Source organism: Pseudonocardia nematodicida (genome assembly GCF_040105385.1).
Lineage (GTDB): Bacteria > Actinomycetota > Actinomycetes > Mycobacteriales > Pseudonocardiaceae > Pseudonocardia > Pseudonocardia nematodicida.
Genome location: NZ_JBEDNQ010000001.1, coordinates 128,055 through 145,656, shown reverse-complemented (window position 1 = coordinate 145,656; position 17,602 = coordinate 128,055). Strand labels below are relative to the sequence as shown.

Genomic DNA, 17,602 nt, shown 5'->3' with positions numbered 1-17,602 from the left:
CTCCCCACCGGAGGAGAACGATGTCCACGCCCATCCACATCGGACACCACATCGGCGGCAAGCGGGTCGACGACGATGCCCGCACGGCCGAGGTCCACGACCCCGCCCGCGGGGTCGTCACCGGCCGGGTCGCGCTCGCGGACGCCGCGACCGTCGACCGTGCGGTCGCCGCCGCCCACGGGGCCTGGCCGGCCTGGGCCGCCACCCCGCCGCACGTGCGCGCCCGGGTGCTGTTCCGGTTCCGTGACCTGGTCGAGCGGGATCTCGACCGGCTCGCGGCCGTCATCACCGCCGAGCACGGCAAGGTCCTCGACGACGCCCGCGGCGAGGTCGTCCGCGGCCTCGAGGTGGTCGAGTTCGCCTGCGGCGCGCCGTCCCTGCTCAAGGGCGAGTACACCGGGCAGGTCGGCCGCGGGGTCGACGCCGTGTCGTTCCGCCAGCCGCTCGGCGTCGTCGCCGCGATCTCCCCCTTCAACTTCCCGGCCATGGTTCCCATGTGGACCTTCCCGGTCGCACTGGCCTGCGGGAACACGGTGGTGCTCAAGCCGTCGGAGAAGGACCCGTCGCTCGCACTCGAGCTCGCCGACCTGCTCGTCGAGGCCGGTCTGCCCCAGGGCGTGCTCAACGTCGTCAACGGTGACGCCGAGGCGGTGAACCGGCTGCTCGTCCACCCCGACGTCGAGGCGGTCAGCTTCGTCGGCTCCACCCCGGTCGCCGAGCACGTGCACCGGACGGCGTCCGAGGCGGGCAAGCGCGTGCAGGCCCTCGGTGGTGCCAAGAACCACCTGGTCGCGCTGCCCGACGCCGACCCCGCGGTGGTCGCCGACGCCGCGATCGGCGCCGCCTACGGCTCCGCCGGCGAGCGCTGCATGGCGATCTCGGTCCTGGTCGCGGTCGGCGAGGAGAACGCCGACCGGCTCGTCTCCGAGCTGCGAACGCGCATCGACGACCTGCGGATCGGCCCCGGCGACGGTGAGGTCGACCTCGGCCCCCTGATCAGCGCCGCGCACCTCGACAAGGTCCGCGGCTACCTCGACACCGGCGTCGCCGAGGGCGCCGAGCTCGTCGTCGACGGGCGCGACTCGGCCCCGGCCGGTGACGGCTTCTTCCTGGGGCCGTGTCTGCTGGACCGGGTCACCCCGGAGATGCGGGTGTACCGGGAGGAGATCTTCGGCCCGGTGCTGGCCGTCGTGCGGGTCGACACCGCCGAGGAGGCGCTGCGGCTGGTCGACACCCACGAGTTCGGCAACGGGACCGCGGTGTTCACCCGCGACGGCGGGGCCGCCCAGCGGTTCGTGACCGCGGTGCGGGCCGGGATGGTCGGGGTGAACGTGCCGATCCCGGTCCCGATGGCGTTCCACTCCTTCGGCGGCTGGAAGCGCTCGCTGTTCGGCGACCACCACGTGCACGGACCCGAGGGGGTGCGGTTCTTCACCCGGCTGAAGACGGCGACCATGCGGTGGCCCCACTCCTCGCAGGGCGCCCAGCTGACCTTCCCGTCGTTCTCGTGACGGTCGCGACGGGCCGGATCCGCGCCGAGGTGCGGTCCGGGCTCGGTGATCTCGTGCTGGACCGCAGCGATGCACTGAACGCCCTGGACCCGCCCATGGTCTGGGCGATCACGGAGACGTTGCGGGAGTGGGCCGGCGACGACTCCGTGCACACGGTCGTCGTCCGGGGCGCGACCTCACGCGCCTTCTGCGCCGGTGGGGACATCCGGCTCGTGCGGGAACAGGTCCTCGGAGGCCGGACCGCGGACGCGATGACCTTCTTCCGCGAGGAGTACGCCCTCGACGCGATCATCGCCGAGTACCCCAAGCCGTACGTGGCCCTGCTCGACGGCGTCGCCATGGGCGGCGGTCTCGGGCTGTCGGTGCACGGCGCCCACCGGGTGGTGACCGAGCACTCGGTGCTCGCCATGCCGGAAACCATGATCGGATTCGTGCCCGACGTCGGCGCGAGCCACTTCCTGCCCCGGCTGGCTCCCGGCTGGGGGCGCTACCTCGGTCTGACGGGGCTGCGGACCGGCGCCACCGGGACGCTGCACAGCGGCCTGGCGACCCACTTCGTACCCCGCGCCGGTCTCGAGGAGCTGACCGATGCGCTGGCCCGGGACGGCGTGGCGGCGCTCGCAGACGCCTCCCGGCCGCTGCCGCCCGGGCCCGACGACGGACCGGATCCCGCCGTCCTGCGGGTCTTCGCCGGGACCGACCTGCCCCGGCTGGAGGAGGCCCTGGAGGCGCTGCCCGGACCGCACGCCGCCCGGGCGCTGGCCGCCCTGCGCGCCGTGAGCCCGTCGAGCGTGTCCGCCACCGACGAGCTGCTCCGGCACGGTGCGGGATCCGAGCTCGCGGCCTGCCTGGCCCGCGAGCTCGAGGTCGTCGGCGAGGTCATCGGGAGACCGGACTTCGACGAGGGCGTGCGGTGTGCGCTCGTCGACCGCGGCGAGACCCCCACCTGGAATCCGGCCCGTCCGCTCTCGGGAGACCACAGATGACGATCGACAAGGTCACCTCCGCCGGGCACGCACTGGCCGGGCTCACCGACGGCGCCAGTCTCGCGGTGGGCGGGTTCGGTCTGTGCGGTGTGCCGATGACCCTGATCCGTGCGGTCGGCGACCTCGGTGTGCGCGACCTGCACGTGGTGTCCAACAACTGCGGCGTCGACGACTGGGGACTCGGCGTGCTGCTCGGCGACCACCGGGTCAGCCGCGTGATCGGGTCCTACGTCGGGGAGAACAAGGAGTTCGCCCGCCAGTACCTGGCCGGTGAGCTCGAGGTCGAGTTCTGCCCGCAGGGCACCCTGGCCGAACGGCTGCGGGCCGGGGGCAGTGGCATCCCCGCCTTCTACACCCCGGCCGGCGTCGGCACCCAGATCGCCGAGGGGGGCGTCCCCTGGCGCTACGACGCCCACGGAGGCGTCGCCGTGGCCTCCCCCGCGAAGGAGACACGGATGTTCGGGGACCGGGAGTACGTGCTGGAGGAGGCCATCACCGCCGACTACGCGCTGGTCGCGGCGAGCAGGGGCGACCGGCACGGCAACCTCGTCTTCGACCGCGCCACCGCCAACTTCAACCCGCCGGCGGCCATGGCGGGCCGGGTGACCGTGGCCGAGGTGGCCGAACTGGTCGACCCGGGTGTGCTGCGTCCCGAGGACGTCCACCTGCCGGGCGTGTTCGTGCAGCACGTCGTCCACGTGCCGAACCCCGAGAAGCGCATCGAGAAGCGCACCGTCGCCCGGGAGGTCCGCCCGTGAGCTGGAGCCGCGCCGAGATGGCCGCCCGCGCCGCCGCCGAGCTGCGCACCGGCCAGTACGTCAACCTCGGCATCGGACTGCCCACCCTGATCCCCGACCACCTCCCGCCCGGTGTCGACGTCGTCCTGCACAGCGAGAACGGGATCCTCGGCACCGGCCCCTACCCGGCCGACCACGCCGTCGACCCCGACCTCGTCAACGCGGGCAAGGAGACGGTCACCCTCCGGGACGGCGCCGCCCTGTTCGACTCCGCACTGTCCTTCGGCATGATCCGCGGCCGCCACCTCGACGTCGCCGTTCTGGGCGGGATGGAGGTCTCCGAAGGCGGTGACCTCGCGAACTGGTCCGTGCCCGGAAAGATGATCAAGGGCATGGGCGGTGCCATGGACCTCGTGCACGGCGCCCGCCGGGTGATCGTCGTCATGGAGCACGTCAGCCGGGACGGGCGGCCCAAGCTGGTCGGGTCGTGCTCGCTCCCGCTCACCGGCCGGGCGGTCGTCGACCGCGTCGTGACCGACCTGGGGGTACTCGACGTCACCGACCAGGGATTCCGGCTCCGGGAGACCGCCCCGGGGGTCACCGCCGACGCGATCCGCGCGGCGACCGGCGGGGCGCTCGTCTGAGCCGGCGCGCCGATCGCGAACATCACCCACCGACAGAACGGATGCACCCATGACGACGGACGTGATCGACCGGGTCCTCGACGGACTGGTCGACATGCACTGCCACTCCGGCCCGTCCCCCATGCCGCGCGAGTTCGACCACGCCGGCGGCGCCCGGGACGGCTGGGATCGACTGCGCATGCGGGCGATGGTCGCCAAGTGCCACCACCACAACACCCAGATGGACGTGCTCGCCCAGCGCTCGCAGCTCGAGGACATCCCGACCGAGGTCATCGGCGCCGTGGCGCTCAACTCGACGGTCGGCGGGCTGAACCTCGCCCAGGTGCAGCTGTGTCTGGGCCTCGGAGGCAAGGTCGTCTACCTGCCGACCGTGTCCTCCGGACGACACATCGACTGTCACGCCGAGAACCTCGGGTTCCCCACCCCGACCGTGACGCTGACGGCCGAGCGCATCGAGGTGGTCCGTGACGGGGAGGTCGTACCCGAGCTCGGGCCGATCTTCGATCTCATCGCCGAGCACGACGCCGTCCTCAACGGCGGCCATCTCCATCCCGAGGACATCTCGGCCTGCTTCGCCGCCGCGCGGGAGCGGGGCGTGCGCCGGTTCGTGGTGTCCCATCCGGACTTCGTCATCGGCGCTGATCCTGCGCAGTGCTCCAGCTACATCGAGCAGGGCGCCCTGATCGAACACGAGCTCCACATGTACGACCCCGGTGCGAAGATGCGGTGGCCCGTCGAACAGCTGATGCAGTGGATCAGTGCGCTGGGTCCGGAGAACACCTTGATCGGATCCGACCTCGGCCAGGCGGGTTTCCCCCGGCCGGTCGACGCCTTCCGTCGCGTCGCCGAGGCACTGCTCGATCTCGGCCTCCCTGAGAAGGATCTCCGCCGGATCGTCCACGACAACCCGCGCGAGCTGCTCGGCCTGGACGGCTGAACAGCGCGCGGCGCGGCCCGCCCACGCCCGGTCGCACCGGTGGGGAACGGCGTCGTCGCCGGGTCAGGGCCGGGCGGCTCGACCCGTCGCCGTGTCCCGCCCATCGACCGGGGGCACGAGGAGGTACCGGTCTCGTGCGAGGACCGGCTCACCGATACCGGTCGCGGCCCGGTACTCGGCGTCGAACCCGAAGAACTCGTCGGTCGCCCCGAGCCCGCAGAGCACCGAGAGTGCGGTGTCGGTGTCGACCGGCCGGTAGTGGCGTCCGGACCCGGCCGCCGCGGCCAGGCTCCGGGCCCGGTCGGCGCCGAGCCGATCGGCGGAGATCTCGGCGCAGCCGGCGATCAGCGGGACCGCCGCGACGGAGGGCTCCACCGTCCAGGCGCCGGGGGCCGGTTCGGCGGTCGCCACCACGATGCTGCGCAGGCGCTCCCCGGCCAGCTCCGCGGCATGCCGCATCACGACTCCCCCGGCCGGCGCCACGTCGGGCAGGATCAGCCGGGTGATCCCCCGGTCGTTGATCGCCGCGAGGATCTCCTGCGGATCCTCGGCGACCACGACCTCCTTGCTCTGCGGCCAGATGTCGAGCCGGTTGTGGTAGCCGTGCCGGCGGCCGACGTGCAGTACGAAGAAGTCGGGGTAGCGGTAGAAGTCCGTCCCGGCGGCGTGCAGGTCGTCGTAGAAGGCGCCGACCGCGGCGAGCAGCAACGGCGCGGCGAGCAGCGTGTCCCCCGGGCCGGCCGCGACGATCCCGAGCCGGTCCGCGGCGGTGAAGCCGGGGAACACGTCGCCGAGACCCGCCTCCGCACCGTCGCGCCGGACCGGGAAGTCCCTCGCCCGCAGGATGTCAGCGGTGTGCACGAGCCTCCTCCCCGACACCGGACGCCGGATCGGTGTCGAGTGCGAAGGTGATCGGATGGTCGGGGTCGGAGGTCGCCGGCCGTCGGAGGGAGAAGGCGTCGATCGGGTGCGGGGTGGACCCGCCGGTCTGGAGGTCGGCCAGGATCTGCCCCACCAGGCCCGCGAACTTGCCGGCGTGCCCGGCACCGCTGAACACGGCGACGTGCGGATGGCCCGGCAGCGTGTCGAGCAGGAAGCCACGGTCGGGCGTCATGTCGTAGACGCAGGTGCGGTGCGCGAGCACCGGCCCCGCGCTGGCCGGCAGGTGTTCGCGGAGGAACCCGGCGAGCACCTCGCCCTCGGCGTCGTCGCCGGTGAAGACCCGGTCGCCGCTGTCGATGAACCGGCCACGCATGTCCCGCGCGACCTTCGTCGCCGCCTCGCCGTAGACCGGGAAGCCGTAGAAGGTGTCCTGCGCGCCGTGGTGGATCCACACGGGGTGCCGGTCCGGGGTGAACGCGGCCAGGTCGGTACTGCTGAAGTAGCTGACCTGTTCCTGGGACAGGGTCAGGGTGAAGTCCAGACCGAGGTCGGGCATGAGCTCGCCCAGCCACGAGCCCGCGGCGACCACCAGCGCGGCACCGTGGACGGTCTCGACGTCACCGTCGGCCGTGACGACACGGACGGCGACCCCGGACTCGCCGACGTCGATGCGGTCCGCACGGGCACCGCTCCGGAACTCGACACCGGCGGCCCGGGCGAGCGAGAGGTGTGCGCTCACCGTGCGGCGGATGTCGAGGACCCCGGCGTCGGCCTGGAAGATGCCGACCGTGTCGTCGGAGACCCTCCACTGCGGGAACCGGGTGCGGATGTCCTCGGCCGACAGCGACTCGTGCGGGACCCCGGTCTCGTCGAGAGCACGCCGCGCCCGGTCGAGATAGTCGTCGCCGCGCGTTCCCCTCTCGGCGAGATCCAATCCACCGGTCCTGGCCACCAACGGAAGTCCGCTGTCGTGCTCGAGCTGCTCCCAGGCCTCGAACATGGCATCGGTCAGGCGCACGTAGTCGGCCGACGGGTACACCCTGCGGATGATCCGGGAGTGGTCACCGAAGGCCCCGTAGGGATGGAGCAGCTCGAATCGCTCCAGCACCACCACGCGTTCGGCTCCCCGTCGCGCCAGCCAGTACGCCACCGCGGAGCCGACGGTCCCGGCTCCGATGACGATGTGCGAGTAGCCCCGCGACATGACCCCTCCAGGTGTCGGTGCGGGCCCGGTCCGGTCGACGGCCCCCGCACATGCTCCGGCGGTGGACCGGCGGAACTCGACCTCCAGGAATCGAAGATTGACCGGGCGTCCTCCGACAGATGACGAAACCCGGACCGGTGACCACCGGACTCGGTCAGTCGCGCCAGACGGCGCGGTACAGCCGCAGCCAGTTCTCCCCCATGACCTTGGCGACGTCGGTCTCGGTGTAGCCACGCTCCCGCAGTACCGCGGCCACGTTCGGCATGTCGGTGCTGCCGGTCAGCCCGGCGATGACCGGATTGGGATCGGGGACCCGGATGTCGAAGTGCGGCAGGGTCCCGTGCAGACGCCCCAGGTACGGCCAGAAGCCCTGGTCCCGTCCTTCACAGAAGTCCGATGCGATGCCGACGTGGTCGATCCCCGCCACCTCGACGAGTCGCTCCAGACCGTCCACGTACTCGGTGATGTCGGCGTCGAAACCGCTGGGCAGGAACTGCGGGAACGCGTTCGCCCCGACCACTCCGCCCTTCGCGACGAGAGCGCGCACCAGCTCGGCCGGCTTGTTCCGTGGGCTGTCGAAGAACTCGCGCAGATTCGTGTGTGTGAAGGCCACCGGCTGTTCCGACACCTCGATCGCGTGCAGGCTGCTCCGGTCGCCCACGTGCGAGAGGTCCACCAGGATGCCCAGCTCGTTGAGCTTCTGGACCGTCCGGACCCCGAACAGGCTCAAGCCGTCGTCGTTCGGCTCCAAGCAGCCGTTCGCGACCAGGTTCCTGATGTTGTAGGCCAGCTGCACGATCCGGATGCCGAGGACGTGGAACGCCTCGAGCCGGTCGAGATCGTTGCCCATCGGCGAGATGTTCTGCCACCCCAGGACGATTCCCGCCTTCTTCTCCCGGTGCGCCCGCACGACGTCGTCCGCGCCACGCACGTGCAGGACCTCGTCCGCCCGCTCGCGGAAACGCCGGTGCCACCGGGCGGTCTCGTCGACGGTCTCCTCGAACTCCTCCCAGATGGCGATCGTGGCGTTCGCCGCCGACACACCACCACGGATCATGTTCTCGAAGACGTCCGGTGAGTCCCAGTTGCTGGGATTGCATCCGTCGATCGTCAGACACTGCTCGGGCACGGATCGGCTCCTGTCGCTCGGGACTGATCGGCAGCGGTGAACGGCATCGCCCCTGCGGCGTGAGCCGTGGGATGCCGGTGGGCGATCTCGAGGTGATCGTCGTCCGGCGCCGACGATAGCCCGCGACCACCACCTAGAGTCACGTCATGGACGCCATCTCCGATCTCGCGGAGGAACTCGCGCAGAGCATCCAGCGCAGCGTCGCGGTCGACGACACGGACCTCTGCCTGCTGGGTTACAGCACCCACTTCGGCGACGCCGACCCGCTGCGGCTCCTGTCGCTGGCGAACCGGCGCATCGAGGGCCCCGTGCGGGATGCCACCTTCGCGGCGGGCTTCCTGAGCTGGCGGGAACCCCGGCGTCGGCACGCACTGGGTTTCGAGGGGCACGAGCACGACCGGATGGCGTTCCCGCTCCGCTCCCGCCGTGGGCTGCTCGGGGTGATGTGGGTGATGATGCCCGACGAGCACGATCTGACACCCGAGGAGATGCAGCGCTGCCAGGCCACGGCGCAGGCGATGGAGCGCGTGCTGATCCGGTCGCAGCACGAGGAGTCGGAATCGGCGCGGGAGATCGGGACGCTGTTGTTCACCCTGCTCAGCGCGGAGCAGCGGGATCGCAGCACGGCCGAGCGTGACCTTCTCGATCTGGGCCTGTTCGTGGGCTGTGCCGCGGTCACGGCGCTGGTCGTGGACACCGACACGGCGACCCCCGTGGCCGACGAGTGGCCGGCGCTGCTGCTCCGGGCGATGCGCCTGGCCGTCCCCGCCGACCGGGCACGATCGGCCGCCTCGGCGGTGCACGGGGATCAGGGTTTCCTGCTCGTCGGCAGCCGGGACGCCACCGCCCGCGCCCAGGTCGATCGCATCGCGGAGCGGGTGATCGACGAGGTGGGCCGGCTGGACCCGTCGATGACCGGCCGGGTCCGGGTCGGTGTGGGGTCGGCGGTCGGGCTGGACTCGGCGTCGCGCTCCTACGACCACGCCGTCGCGGGGAGCCGGATCGCACGGTCGACCGGGCGGACCGTCGTGCGCTGGGGCGACCACCCCACGGAGGCGCTGCTGGACGCCGTACTGGTGCCGGGGGTCGATGCCACGGCCGTGCCCGAACTGCTGACCGGAACCGTCGACGCCCAGTCGGCGGAGAACCTGCGGACAGTCCGATGCTTCCTCGACGAGGCCGGCGGCGTCGCGCGAACCGCCGAGCGGCTGCACCTGCACCGCACGACCGTCTACTACCGGTTGCGGAACTTCGAGAAGGGCACCGGGCTCGTGCTCGACGACGGGGGCGACCGGTTCCTGCTGCATCTGTGGTTCCGGATCCGCGATCGGATCGGGGCGGTGACGGCCGACGGAGACCACGTCGGAGGCGTTCCGACAAGTGTTGAAAGGCCCCGCTGAACGTTTCGACAGGTGAGCGGTGAATCACCTCACCGTTGCCGTTTGATGGCCCCACACCGGAGCGAGGCGCGCTCTCCTCCACCGACCCGGTCGCGGACGACCGACGAGAGGACCACATCATGCCGAAGCGGTTGCGGGGCGGGCGCACGGTCTCGGCCGCGCTCTGCGCGGGTCTGCTCGTGCTCACCGGGTGCACCACCGGCGGGGAGACGGCAGGGGGAACGGACACGATCCGCGGGGCCTGGATCACCGATCCGACGACCTTCGACCCGGCGCTGGCCACGGCGACCGACGACTTCCGCGCGGTGCGCCTGACCTACGACACGGTCGTCCGCCGCGACAGCGGAGGCGAGCTCGTCGGCGGCCTGGCGTCCTCCTGGGAACAGGCGGCGGACCGGGTCACCCTCGGCGTCGCCGACGGGCGCACCTGCGCCGACGGCACCGCTATCACCCCGGAGGTCGTCGCGGACTCGCTGGCCCGTCTCGCAGATCCGGAGACCGGCTCGGTGCACCGGATCGGGATCTTCGGCCGTGGCGACGCGACCGTGACCGCCGACGAGGCCGCGGGCAGCGTCACGGTCGCGCTGAGCGAACCCCACTCCGACCTGCTGGCGGGTCTGGCCACGCCACAGGCCGGCATCGTCTGTCCGGCCGGTACCGCCGACCCGGCGGGTCTGGGAGCCGGCTCCGTCGAGGGCGCGTTCAGCGGCCCCTACGTCCTGACGTCGTCGAGCCCCGGGGTCCGTCACGAGTTCGCGCTACGCGACGACTACGACGGGTGGGTCGACTACTCCGAGCCGCTCGCCGGGCGGCCCGCCGAGCGGCTCTCCTTCGTCGTCGGCGCCGGCGACGCCGTGGCGAACCAGCTGCTCACCGGGGAGCTCGACGTCGCCCCGGTGGGCGGCGACGAGATCGCCCGGTTCGACGGCGACGACTCGTTCACGCTGACGACGGCGACCACCGGCGAGTACTACGTCATGTTCAACGGGCGCAACGGCAGCCCGTTCGCCGACGTCGACGCCCGGCGCGCCCTGGCACAGATGATCGACCGGGAGGCGCTGCGTCAGATCGTCGGTCCGGAAGGCACAGCGATCGCGACCCTCGGTGACGAGAACATGCAGTGCGCCAGCACCGACACCTCTCTGCTGCAGACCCCCGACCCCGACGCCGCCACCCCGGTGCTGGACGGCGTGCGGGTGAACGTCCTCGGGGCCAATGCGATCGGCACGAACGGAGCCGCCGTCGTCTACCTGCAGGAGCGGCTCCTCGCGGCCGGGGCGCAGGTCGAGCTGCGCAATGTCGACGTCGGGACCTGGATCAGCGAGATCTACGACCAGCCCGAGAGCTGGGACGTCACCCTGTTCGCGACGGTGAACAACATGGGCACCATCGCCTGGGGACTCGGCACCGTGATCGGTCAGCCGTACAGCGAGGGCGGCCGGAACACCAGCCTGCTGCGCAACCCGGAGGCCACCGAGGCGTTGGAGGCGGCCCTCGCCGCCGACACCGACGAGGAGCGCTGCGCCGAGTGGGACCGTGCGCAGCGGATCGCGCTGGAGGCCGTGGACTTCGTCCCGATCTCGACGTCGACGCACTCCTACGTCAGCCGCGAGGGGTTCTCGCTCGCGACGCCCGGCGGCCGCGAGGACCTGACCACGCTGCGAATCGCGGACTGAGCCGATGCGTGCCCGACCGTGGCCGGTGTTCCTGGCCCGCAAGGCGAGGGAGTTCGTGCTCGCCGTGGCGGCGCTGGTCGTGCTCACGTTCGCGATCGTCCACCTGATCCCCGGTGACCCGGCGCGGGTGATCGCCGGTGTCGACGCGTCGTCCGAACAGGTCGACGCCGTCCGCACCCAGCTCGGCCTGGACCTGCCGCTGGGCACCCAGTTCCTCGACCACGTCTCGGGGCTGCTCCGCGGGGATCTGGGCGAGTCCTACCGCACCGGGCAGCCGGTCACCGACGTCATCGCCACCCGGCTCCCCTTCACACTGTCGATCGCGCTGGTGGGCATCGCCGTCACCCTGGTGGTCTCGCTCGCGCTGGGGCTGGCGGTCGCCGGGCTGACCCGCGGCAACCGCAACCCGTGGCTGGACTCCGCGTTCGGCTGGGTCACCGCGATCGTGCTGGCGTTGCCGGTCTACGTCGTGGGGGCGATCCTCATCGTCCTTTTCGCGGTGACCTGGCGTGTGCTGCCGGCCGGTGGAGCCTCGTCCGCGGCCGCCTACATCCTGCCGACCCTGGCCATCGCGTCGGGGCCCATCGCCTCCATGTCGCGCCTGGTCCGCCGGGAGGCCGCCGTCGTGCTCGAACAGGATTTCATGCGGACCGCCCGCGGCCGGCGGCTCGGCCGCGTCCGGGAGTACGCCCGGCACGCCGTGCCGAACCTGCTGGCCTCGACGCTGACCCTGTCCGGCCTCATCCTGGCCGGCATGATCGGCGGCGCGATCGTCGTCGAGACCGTCTTCGCCTGGCCGGGACTCGGCCGGGCCGTCGTCGAGTCGATCATCGAGCGGGACTACGCGCTGACCAGGGGGATCATCCTGGTGATCGGCGTCGCCGCGGTCACCCTGAACATCGTGATCGACATCGTGCTCGCCGCGGTGGACCCGCGGACCCTTCGTGCCGGGAGGGCGCTGGTATGAGCACCGTTCTCACTCCCTCGTCCGCCGCCCCGGAGCGGACCGGCCGGGTCCGCCGGGCCGGTCCCATGCTGATCACCGGCCTGATCCTCCTGGCGCTACTGGTCCTCGTCGCCGTCCTCGCGCCGGCCCTGCTGGGGGACGAGGCCAGGACACTGAGCGACCGCCGGCTCCTGGGACCCACGGCCGACCACCCGCTCGGAACCGACGAGCTCGGCCGTGACCTGTTCGCGCGGGCGCTGGTCGCCACCCGGACGACGTTGCTGCTGACCGTCGCGGCCACCGCCATCTCGGTCGTCGCCGGTGTCGTCCTCGGGCTGCTGGTCTGGTTGATGCCGCAGCGGATCCGCGACCTCGTGCTGACGGCGAACGCGGTCGCGGTCGCGTTCCCGGGGCTGGTGCTCGCGCTGGTGGTGGCGGCCGTCCTCGGGCCGGGGGCGATGTCGGCGACCGTCGCCGTCGGGATCGCCGGCATCCCGTCGTTCGTGCGCCTGACCGCCAACATGGCCGCGCCGATCATGGTGCGGGACTACGTGTCCACCGCCCGGCTGCTCGGGGTCCCGCGGCCGATCGTCCTGGGCCGGCACGTCCTCCCGAACCTGGGCGGGCCCCTGCTGGTGCTGAGTGCGAACAGCTTCGCCGTCACCCTGACCGAGCTGTCCGGTCTGTCGTTCATCGGGCTCGGAGTGCAGAACCCGGAGTACGACTTCGGCCGGCTGCTGGCCGACGGGCTGCCGCACGTCTACGTCCAGCCCGCGCAGATCGTCGGACCGAGCGTGATGCTGGTGCTGGCCGGTGCCGCGGCGATGTTCATCGGCGACGGTCTGGCGGCGCGCAGCGATCCACGGCTGCGGTCCCTGGTCCGCGGCCGCCGGACCGGTGTACTGCGTCCGGCGCGGTCCGCCGCGACACACGAGCCCGACCGCGATCCGGCGGACAGCGCGCTGTCGGTCCGCGACCTGCGGGTGACGACCGCCGCCGGCCGTGAGCTGGTCGCCGGCGTCTCGTTCGACGTCGGTCCCGGCGAGATCGTCGGGCTGGTCGGCGAGTCCGGGTCGGGCAAGTCCCTCACCGCGATGTCCGCTGCCGGCCTGGTCCCGGACGGGGTGGCGGCGACGGCGGGACGGGTCACCGCGGCCGGACACGACCTCCTCGGCCCGGTCTCCCCGGGCGACCTGGCCCGCGACGTGGCGCTCGTCTACCAGGACCCGATCTCGACGTTCAACCCCGCGCTCACGCTGGAGAGCCAGCTGACCGAGGTCCCGCGGGTGCATCTCGGTGTGCACCGGCGCCGGGCCCGGGAGGCGCTGGCCGAATCGTTCCGCGAGCTGCGGATCAGCTCACCGGACACGCGCGGGCGACAGCATCCGCACGAGCTGTCCGGAGGCATGCTCCAGCGGGCGATGATCGCGGCGGCGCTGCTGACCGAGGCCAAGCTGATCATCGCCGACGAGCCCACCACCGCCCTCGACGTGACGGTGCAGGCCGAGGTGCTGCGCCGGTTCGTGGCGGCGAAGGACACCCTCGGCGCCGGCATGCTGTTCATCTCGCACGACCTCGCCGTCGTCGAGGCGCTGTGCGACCGGACCCTCGTCATGCGGGGCGGGCAGGTGGTCGAGGAGCTCACCCGCGACCAGCTGGCCCGCCGCGAGGTCACACATCCCTACACCCGGTCGCTGCTCGCGGCGACCCGGTACCTCGAACCGACCGAGGAGACGCACCCATGAGCACCGCCGCCGCGGTCCGGCGTCCTGCCGTGGAGATCGACGGGCTCGGGGTGGTCCTCGGGTCGGGCGCGCACCGCACGGAGGCACTGCGCGGGGTGTCCTTCACCATCGCGCCCGGTTGCTCCGTCGGCCTGGTCGGGGAGTCCGGCTCCGGGAAGTCCACCCTGGCCCGGGTGCTCGCCGGGCTGGTGCCGATCGGCTCGGGCCGGGTCCGGATCGGTGACGAGGAGTTCACTCCCGGAACCAGCCGGCGGCGTCGCGACCCGGGGTTGCTCCAGCTCGTCCCGCAGGATCCCTACTCGTCGCTGAGCCCCCGGCGTACGGCGGGCCAGGCGCTGGCCGAGGCGATGGATCCCCGGCGCGCGGACGTGCGAGCCCACCGGACCGACATCGAGGAGTGGCTGGCGAGGGTGGAACTGCCCGCCGGGTCCGCCGACAAGTACCCCCACGAGTTCTCCGGGGGGCAGCGTCAGCGCATCGCCATCGCACGCGCGCTGTGCGTACGGCCCCGGGTCGTCGTGGCCGACGAGGTGACCTCCGCGCTCGACGTGTCGGTCCAGGTCGAGGTGCTCGAGCTCCTGGCCCAGCTCCGCGTCGAGCTGGAGCTGACCATGCTGTTCATCTCGCACGACCTCGCCGTCGTCCGGCACGTCAGCGACGAGGTCGCCGTCCTGTGTGCCGGGGAGCTCCGCGAGTTCGGTGGGGTCCGGCAGGTCTACACCGCGCCCCGCGACGACTACACCCGCCGGCTCCTCGACTCCGTTCCCGGCGGGCCCGGATTCCGAATCCGCGCCTGACACCGACCGACACCCTGCCGTCGCCGGCGCAGCCCCGAAGGAGACCAGAACGATGAGCAGACAGGCCTTCGTCGCCGGAAAGGTGTTCACCGGGGAGGACGAGTCGCGTGTCGTGACCGCATTCCGGGTGAACGACGGGCTCGTCGAGTGGACCGGTGACGTGCACGAGCTCGACCCGGCGGAGCGGCGGAGCGCGATCGACCTCGAGGGGCGCACCGTCCTTCCCGGACTGCTCGACATGCACCTCCATCCGGCGGTCATGGCATCCCTCGCCGACGCCGTGGAGTGCCTGCCCCCGCGGGTGCGGTCGGTCGACGAGCTCGTCGCGACGCTCCGGTGCCACCCCGCGCTCGGCGCCGGGCCGGACGTCTGGATCGTCGGCACCGGTTACGACGAGGCCGTCTACCCGGAACACCGCCATCCCACGGCGCGCGACCTCGACCGCGTGTCGACCACCCAGCCGGTGCTGGTGTGGCGCGCGGACCGGCACTCGGCGGTCTGCAACACCCGCGCGCTGGAGATCGCCGGCATCACGGCGGCGACGCCCGACCCGCCGGGATCCCGGTTCGGTCGCGACGAGACGGGCCGCCCGGACGGGATCCTCACCGAGCGCGACGCCGCGCACGCGGTCGCCCGGCACGTCCCGGAACGCACCGCGGCCGAGTTCGCGGACCTGCTCGGTGCGGTGGGTGAGCGCCTGCTGGCCCGGGGCATCGTCGGGGTGTGCGACCTGATGGCCACGGCCCTGCCGGATCCGCTGGCCACCTACCGCAGCGCCGCCGGGCGCCGGCCGTTCCCCCGTAGCGCCCTGTTCCTCGGCTGGGACCCGGCCGCTCCCCTGCCCGATCTGACCGAGGACGAGCGCACCGGCCCGGTACGCGTCGGCGGCGTGAAGGTCCTCATGGACGGCACCTACTCCGGACGCACGGCGTGGGTCTGCCACCCGTACCCCGAGTCGGACGACCACGGGTTGCGCGCCGTCACCGACGACGACCTGTGTGCGGCGCGCGACTGGGCGAGGCGCAACGAGGTCCAGCTCGCCGTGCACGCGATGGGCGATCGGGCCATCGCGCACGTCGTCGACCTGCTCGGCGACGACGAGCCGTGGCTGACCGACCAGCCGTCGGTGCGCATCGAGCACGCCACCCTGATGAGCCCGGAGCTGGTGGACCGGCTCCGCACGACCCGGATGAGCTTCGGCATCGCCACGCACACCGTGTTCCTCTTCGCCGAGTACGCGGCCTACGCACGCAACCTGCGTCCCGAGCAGCTGCCGGACGCCTATCCGGTCCGGACCCTGTACGGCGCGGTCGACGCGCTCGCGCTGTCGTCGGACTGCCCGGCCACCGCGTGGAGCGAGGCCGACGACGTGTTCGTCTCGGTCGAGGCCGCCGTGCGCCGGCGCGCCCACAACGGCGAGGACATCGGTCAGGACGCAGCCGTCACCGTGGCGCAGGCACTGCTGCTCTACACCTCGCGGGCCGCCGGGCTGACACGGCTCACCGGTCTCGCGGGACCCTCGCGGCTCGGCACGATCGCTCCCGGCCGCGAGGCGAGCTTCGTCGTCCTCGACCGGGACGTCCTGACCGTGCCCTCCGAGGAGATCTCCCGGGTGCGGGTCGACGAGACCTGGCTGGCCGGGCGGCGGGTGTACCGGCGGTGACCGGTGCGGACGACGAGTCCGGCGGGCCCCTGGACGGAGTGCGCGTCGTCGATCTGTCCAGCGTCGTGATGGGCCCACTGGCGACCTCGATCCTCGCCGACCTCGGCGCGGACGTGGTGAAGGTGGAGCCGCCCGGCGGCGACGTCGGCCGCCACCGGGGTACGGCGCGTTCGGACGGGATGAGCGGGCTCGCACTGGGCCTGCACAAGGACAAGCGCAGCGTGGTGCTCGATCTGGCCGGGACCGACGGCCGGACCGCACTGGACGCCCTGCTGCGGGACGCGGACTCGGTCGTGATGAACCTGCGGCCGGCGTCGCGGACGCGGATGGGGCTGGATCCCGCCTCGCTCCGGGCCGCCCACCCCCGGCTCGTCGTCTGCACCGCCCAGGCGTTCGGTTCGGACAGCAGCCGCGCCGAACGTCCCGGCTACGACGACACGGTGCAGGCCGCCTCGGGCACCGCGGACCTCTTCCGGCTGGCCGGCGGCGACCCGCAGCTCGTGCCGACGATCCTGGCGGACAAGGTCTGCGGTCTCACGATCGCCTACTCGCTGCTGGCCGCACTGCTGCACCGCGAGCGCACGGGCCGGGGACAGTGGGTCGACGTGCCCATGGTCGACACCATGATCGGTTTCAACCTCGTCGAGCACCTCGACGGCGGGACGTTCCGTCCTCCCGCGGGCGAGGTCGGCTGGTCACGGGTGCTCACCGCAGGCCGCGGGCCGCACCGGACCGCGGACGGGTGGATCAGCATCCTGCCCTACACCCACCGGGACTGGGAGCGGTTCCTGAGCACGACGGGACGGAGGACGCTCCTGGACGACCCCCGGTTCGCCACCCCCGCCGCCCGGGCCGCGAACCTCGCCGCACTCATGAGCGAGGTGTCGTCGATCCTGGTGACCGAGCCGACCGGTCACTGGATCGAGCACTGCGCGAGACACGGGATCGCCGCCGAGCGGGTGCTGCGGATCGACGACGTGGCCGACGACCCCTACGTCCGGGAGCGCGGGCTCGTGGTGGACGCCGACCACCCGTCGGAGGGCCCGTACCGGTACGTCACACCGGCGCCGCGGTTCTCCGCGTCGCCTCCACGTCTGCGCCGGCACGCCCCTCGGGCCGGTGCGGACACCCGATCGGTCCTCGAGGACCTCGGCCTCCCCCCGGCGATGATCGACCGCATAGTGGCCACGGCGGCCGACGCCGAACAGGTCGTCTGAGACATCCGGTTCGCCGACACCGCCCCTGGTGAGGACACCGCTCGTCGAGCGGCCCCGGGCCGGGACTGATCCACCGACGGGAAGCGGCAGCGTTCCCGGCCCGCACCCGCCCTCGGCACCAGCTCCGG

Annotated in this window: 15 protein-coding genes; 12 read left to right on the top strand and 3 right to left on the bottom strand. The window is 72.4% G+C overall.

What is annotated here, in order from left to right; translation table 11 throughout:
* Positions 1 to 20 precede the first annotated feature (20 nt).
* Genes WIS52_RS00675 through WIS52_RS00655 form a run of 5 tightly spaced genes read left to right on the top strand, consistent with a single transcriptional unit; the run spans position 21 to position 4,815 of the window.
* Positions 21 to 1,511: a CoA-acylating methylmalonate-semialdehyde dehydrogenase gene (locus WIS52_RS00675; RefSeq protein WP_349296060.1), complete on the top strand. Its 1,491-nt coding sequence runs from the start codon at positions 21 to 23 to the stop codon at positions 1,509 to 1,511.
* Positions 1,508 to 2,497, top strand: a complete 990-nt coding sequence (locus WIS52_RS00670) for an enoyl-CoA hydratase/isomerase family protein (protein ID WP_349296059.1) — start codon at positions 1,508 to 1,510, stop codon at positions 2,495 to 2,497. The genes WIS52_RS00675 and WIS52_RS00670 overlap by 4 nt, the downstream gene beginning before the upstream one ends.
* Positions 2,494 to 3,255, top strand: a complete 762-nt coding sequence (locus WIS52_RS00665) for a CoA transferase subunit A (protein WP_349296058.1) — start codon at positions 2,494 to 2,496, stop codon at positions 3,253 to 3,255. The genes WIS52_RS00670 and WIS52_RS00665 overlap by 4 nt, the downstream gene beginning before the upstream one ends.
* Entirely contained in the window at positions 3,252 to 3,878 is a 627-nt protein-coding gene (locus WIS52_RS00660) for a 3-oxoacid CoA-transferase subunit B (protein WP_349296057.1), read from the top strand. Before WIS52_RS00665 ends, WIS52_RS00660 begins: the two co-directional genes overlap by 4 nt.
* Positions 3,879 to 3,927: 49 nt before the next feature.
* On the top strand, positions 3,928 to 4,815 hold the full coding sequence (locus WIS52_RS00655) for a DUF6282 family protein (protein WP_349296056.1): 888 nt from the start codon (positions 3,928 to 3,930) through the stop codon (positions 4,813 to 4,815).
* A 63-nt stretch (positions 4,816 to 4,878) separates the two neighbouring features.
* Here WIS52_RS00655 and WIS52_RS00650 read toward each other — a convergent pair whose 3' ends face one another.
* From WIS52_RS00650 to WIS52_RS00640, 3 genes are all read right to left on the bottom strand, one after another.
* Positions 4,879 to 5,676 (bottom strand): hypothetical protein, encoded by a 798-nt coding sequence (locus tag WIS52_RS00650; RefSeq protein WP_349296055.1) that lies wholly within the window; start codon positions 5,674 to 5,676, stop codon positions 4,879 to 4,881.
* The gene (gene solA / locus WIS52_RS00645) at positions 5,663 to 6,901 is read right to left on the bottom strand and encodes an N-methyl-L-tryptophan oxidase (protein ID WP_349296054.1); all 1,239 of its coding nucleotides are present in this window, start codon (positions 6,899 to 6,901) and stop codon (positions 5,663 to 5,665) included. The genes WIS52_RS00650 and solA overlap by 14 nt, the downstream gene beginning before the upstream one ends.
* 154 nt (positions 6,902 to 7,055) lie before the next feature.
* Positions 7,056 to 8,030, bottom strand: a complete 975-nt coding sequence (locus WIS52_RS00640) for a dipeptidase (protein ID WP_349296053.1) — start codon at positions 8,028 to 8,030, stop codon at positions 7,056 to 7,058.
* A gap of 146 nt (positions 8,031 to 8,176) precedes the next feature.
* On the opposite strand from WIS52_RS00640, the gene WIS52_RS00635 reads away from it, so the two are divergent.
* The 7 genes from WIS52_RS00635 (at position 8,177) to WIS52_RS00605 (ending at position 17,474) form a co-directional block, all read left to right on the top strand.
* Complete coding sequence (locus WIS52_RS00635) at positions 8,177 to 9,430, top strand: PucR family transcriptional regulator (RefSeq protein ID WP_349296052.1); 1,254 nt, start codon at positions 8,177 to 8,179, stop codon at positions 9,428 to 9,430.
* Between the two features lie 119 nt (positions 9,431 to 9,549).
* The gene (locus WIS52_RS00630; RefSeq protein WP_349296051.1) at positions 9,550 to 11,106 is read left to right on the top strand and encodes an ABC transporter substrate-binding protein; all 1,557 of its coding nucleotides are present in this window, start codon (positions 9,550 to 9,552) and stop codon (positions 11,104 to 11,106) included.
* Between the two features lie 4 nt (positions 11,107 to 11,110).
* A complete protein-coding gene (locus WIS52_RS00625; protein WP_349296050.1) occupies positions 11,111 to 12,073 on the top strand; it encodes an ABC transporter permease in 963 nt (320 codons plus the stop codon).
* The gene (locus WIS52_RS00620; protein ID WP_349296049.1) at positions 12,070 to 13,797 is read left to right on the top strand and encodes a dipeptide/oligopeptide/nickel ABC transporter permease/ATP-binding protein; all 1,728 of its coding nucleotides are present in this window, start codon (positions 12,070 to 12,072) and stop codon (positions 13,795 to 13,797) included. Before WIS52_RS00625 ends, WIS52_RS00620 begins: the two co-directional genes overlap by 4 nt.
* On the top strand, positions 13,794 to 14,594 hold the full coding sequence (locus WIS52_RS00615) for an ABC transporter ATP-binding protein (protein WP_349296048.1): 801 nt from the start codon (positions 13,794 to 13,796) through the stop codon (positions 14,592 to 14,594). The genes WIS52_RS00620 and WIS52_RS00615 overlap by 4 nt, the downstream gene beginning before the upstream one ends.
* Before the next feature lie 52 nt (positions 14,595 to 14,646).
* Positions 14,647 to 16,257 carry an amidohydrolase gene (locus WIS52_RS00610; RefSeq protein ID WP_349296047.1) on the top strand — a complete coding sequence of 537 codons (1,611 nt, stop codon included), beginning with the start codon at positions 14,647 to 14,649 and terminating at the stop codon, positions 16,255 to 16,257.
* Positions 16,254 to 17,474, top strand: a complete 1,221-nt coding sequence (locus tag WIS52_RS00605; protein ID WP_349296046.1) for a CaiB/BaiF CoA transferase family protein — start codon at positions 16,254 to 16,256, stop codon at positions 17,472 to 17,474. The genes WIS52_RS00610 and WIS52_RS00605 overlap by 4 nt, the downstream gene beginning before the upstream one ends.
* Positions 17,475 to 17,602: the final 128 nt, after the last annotated feature.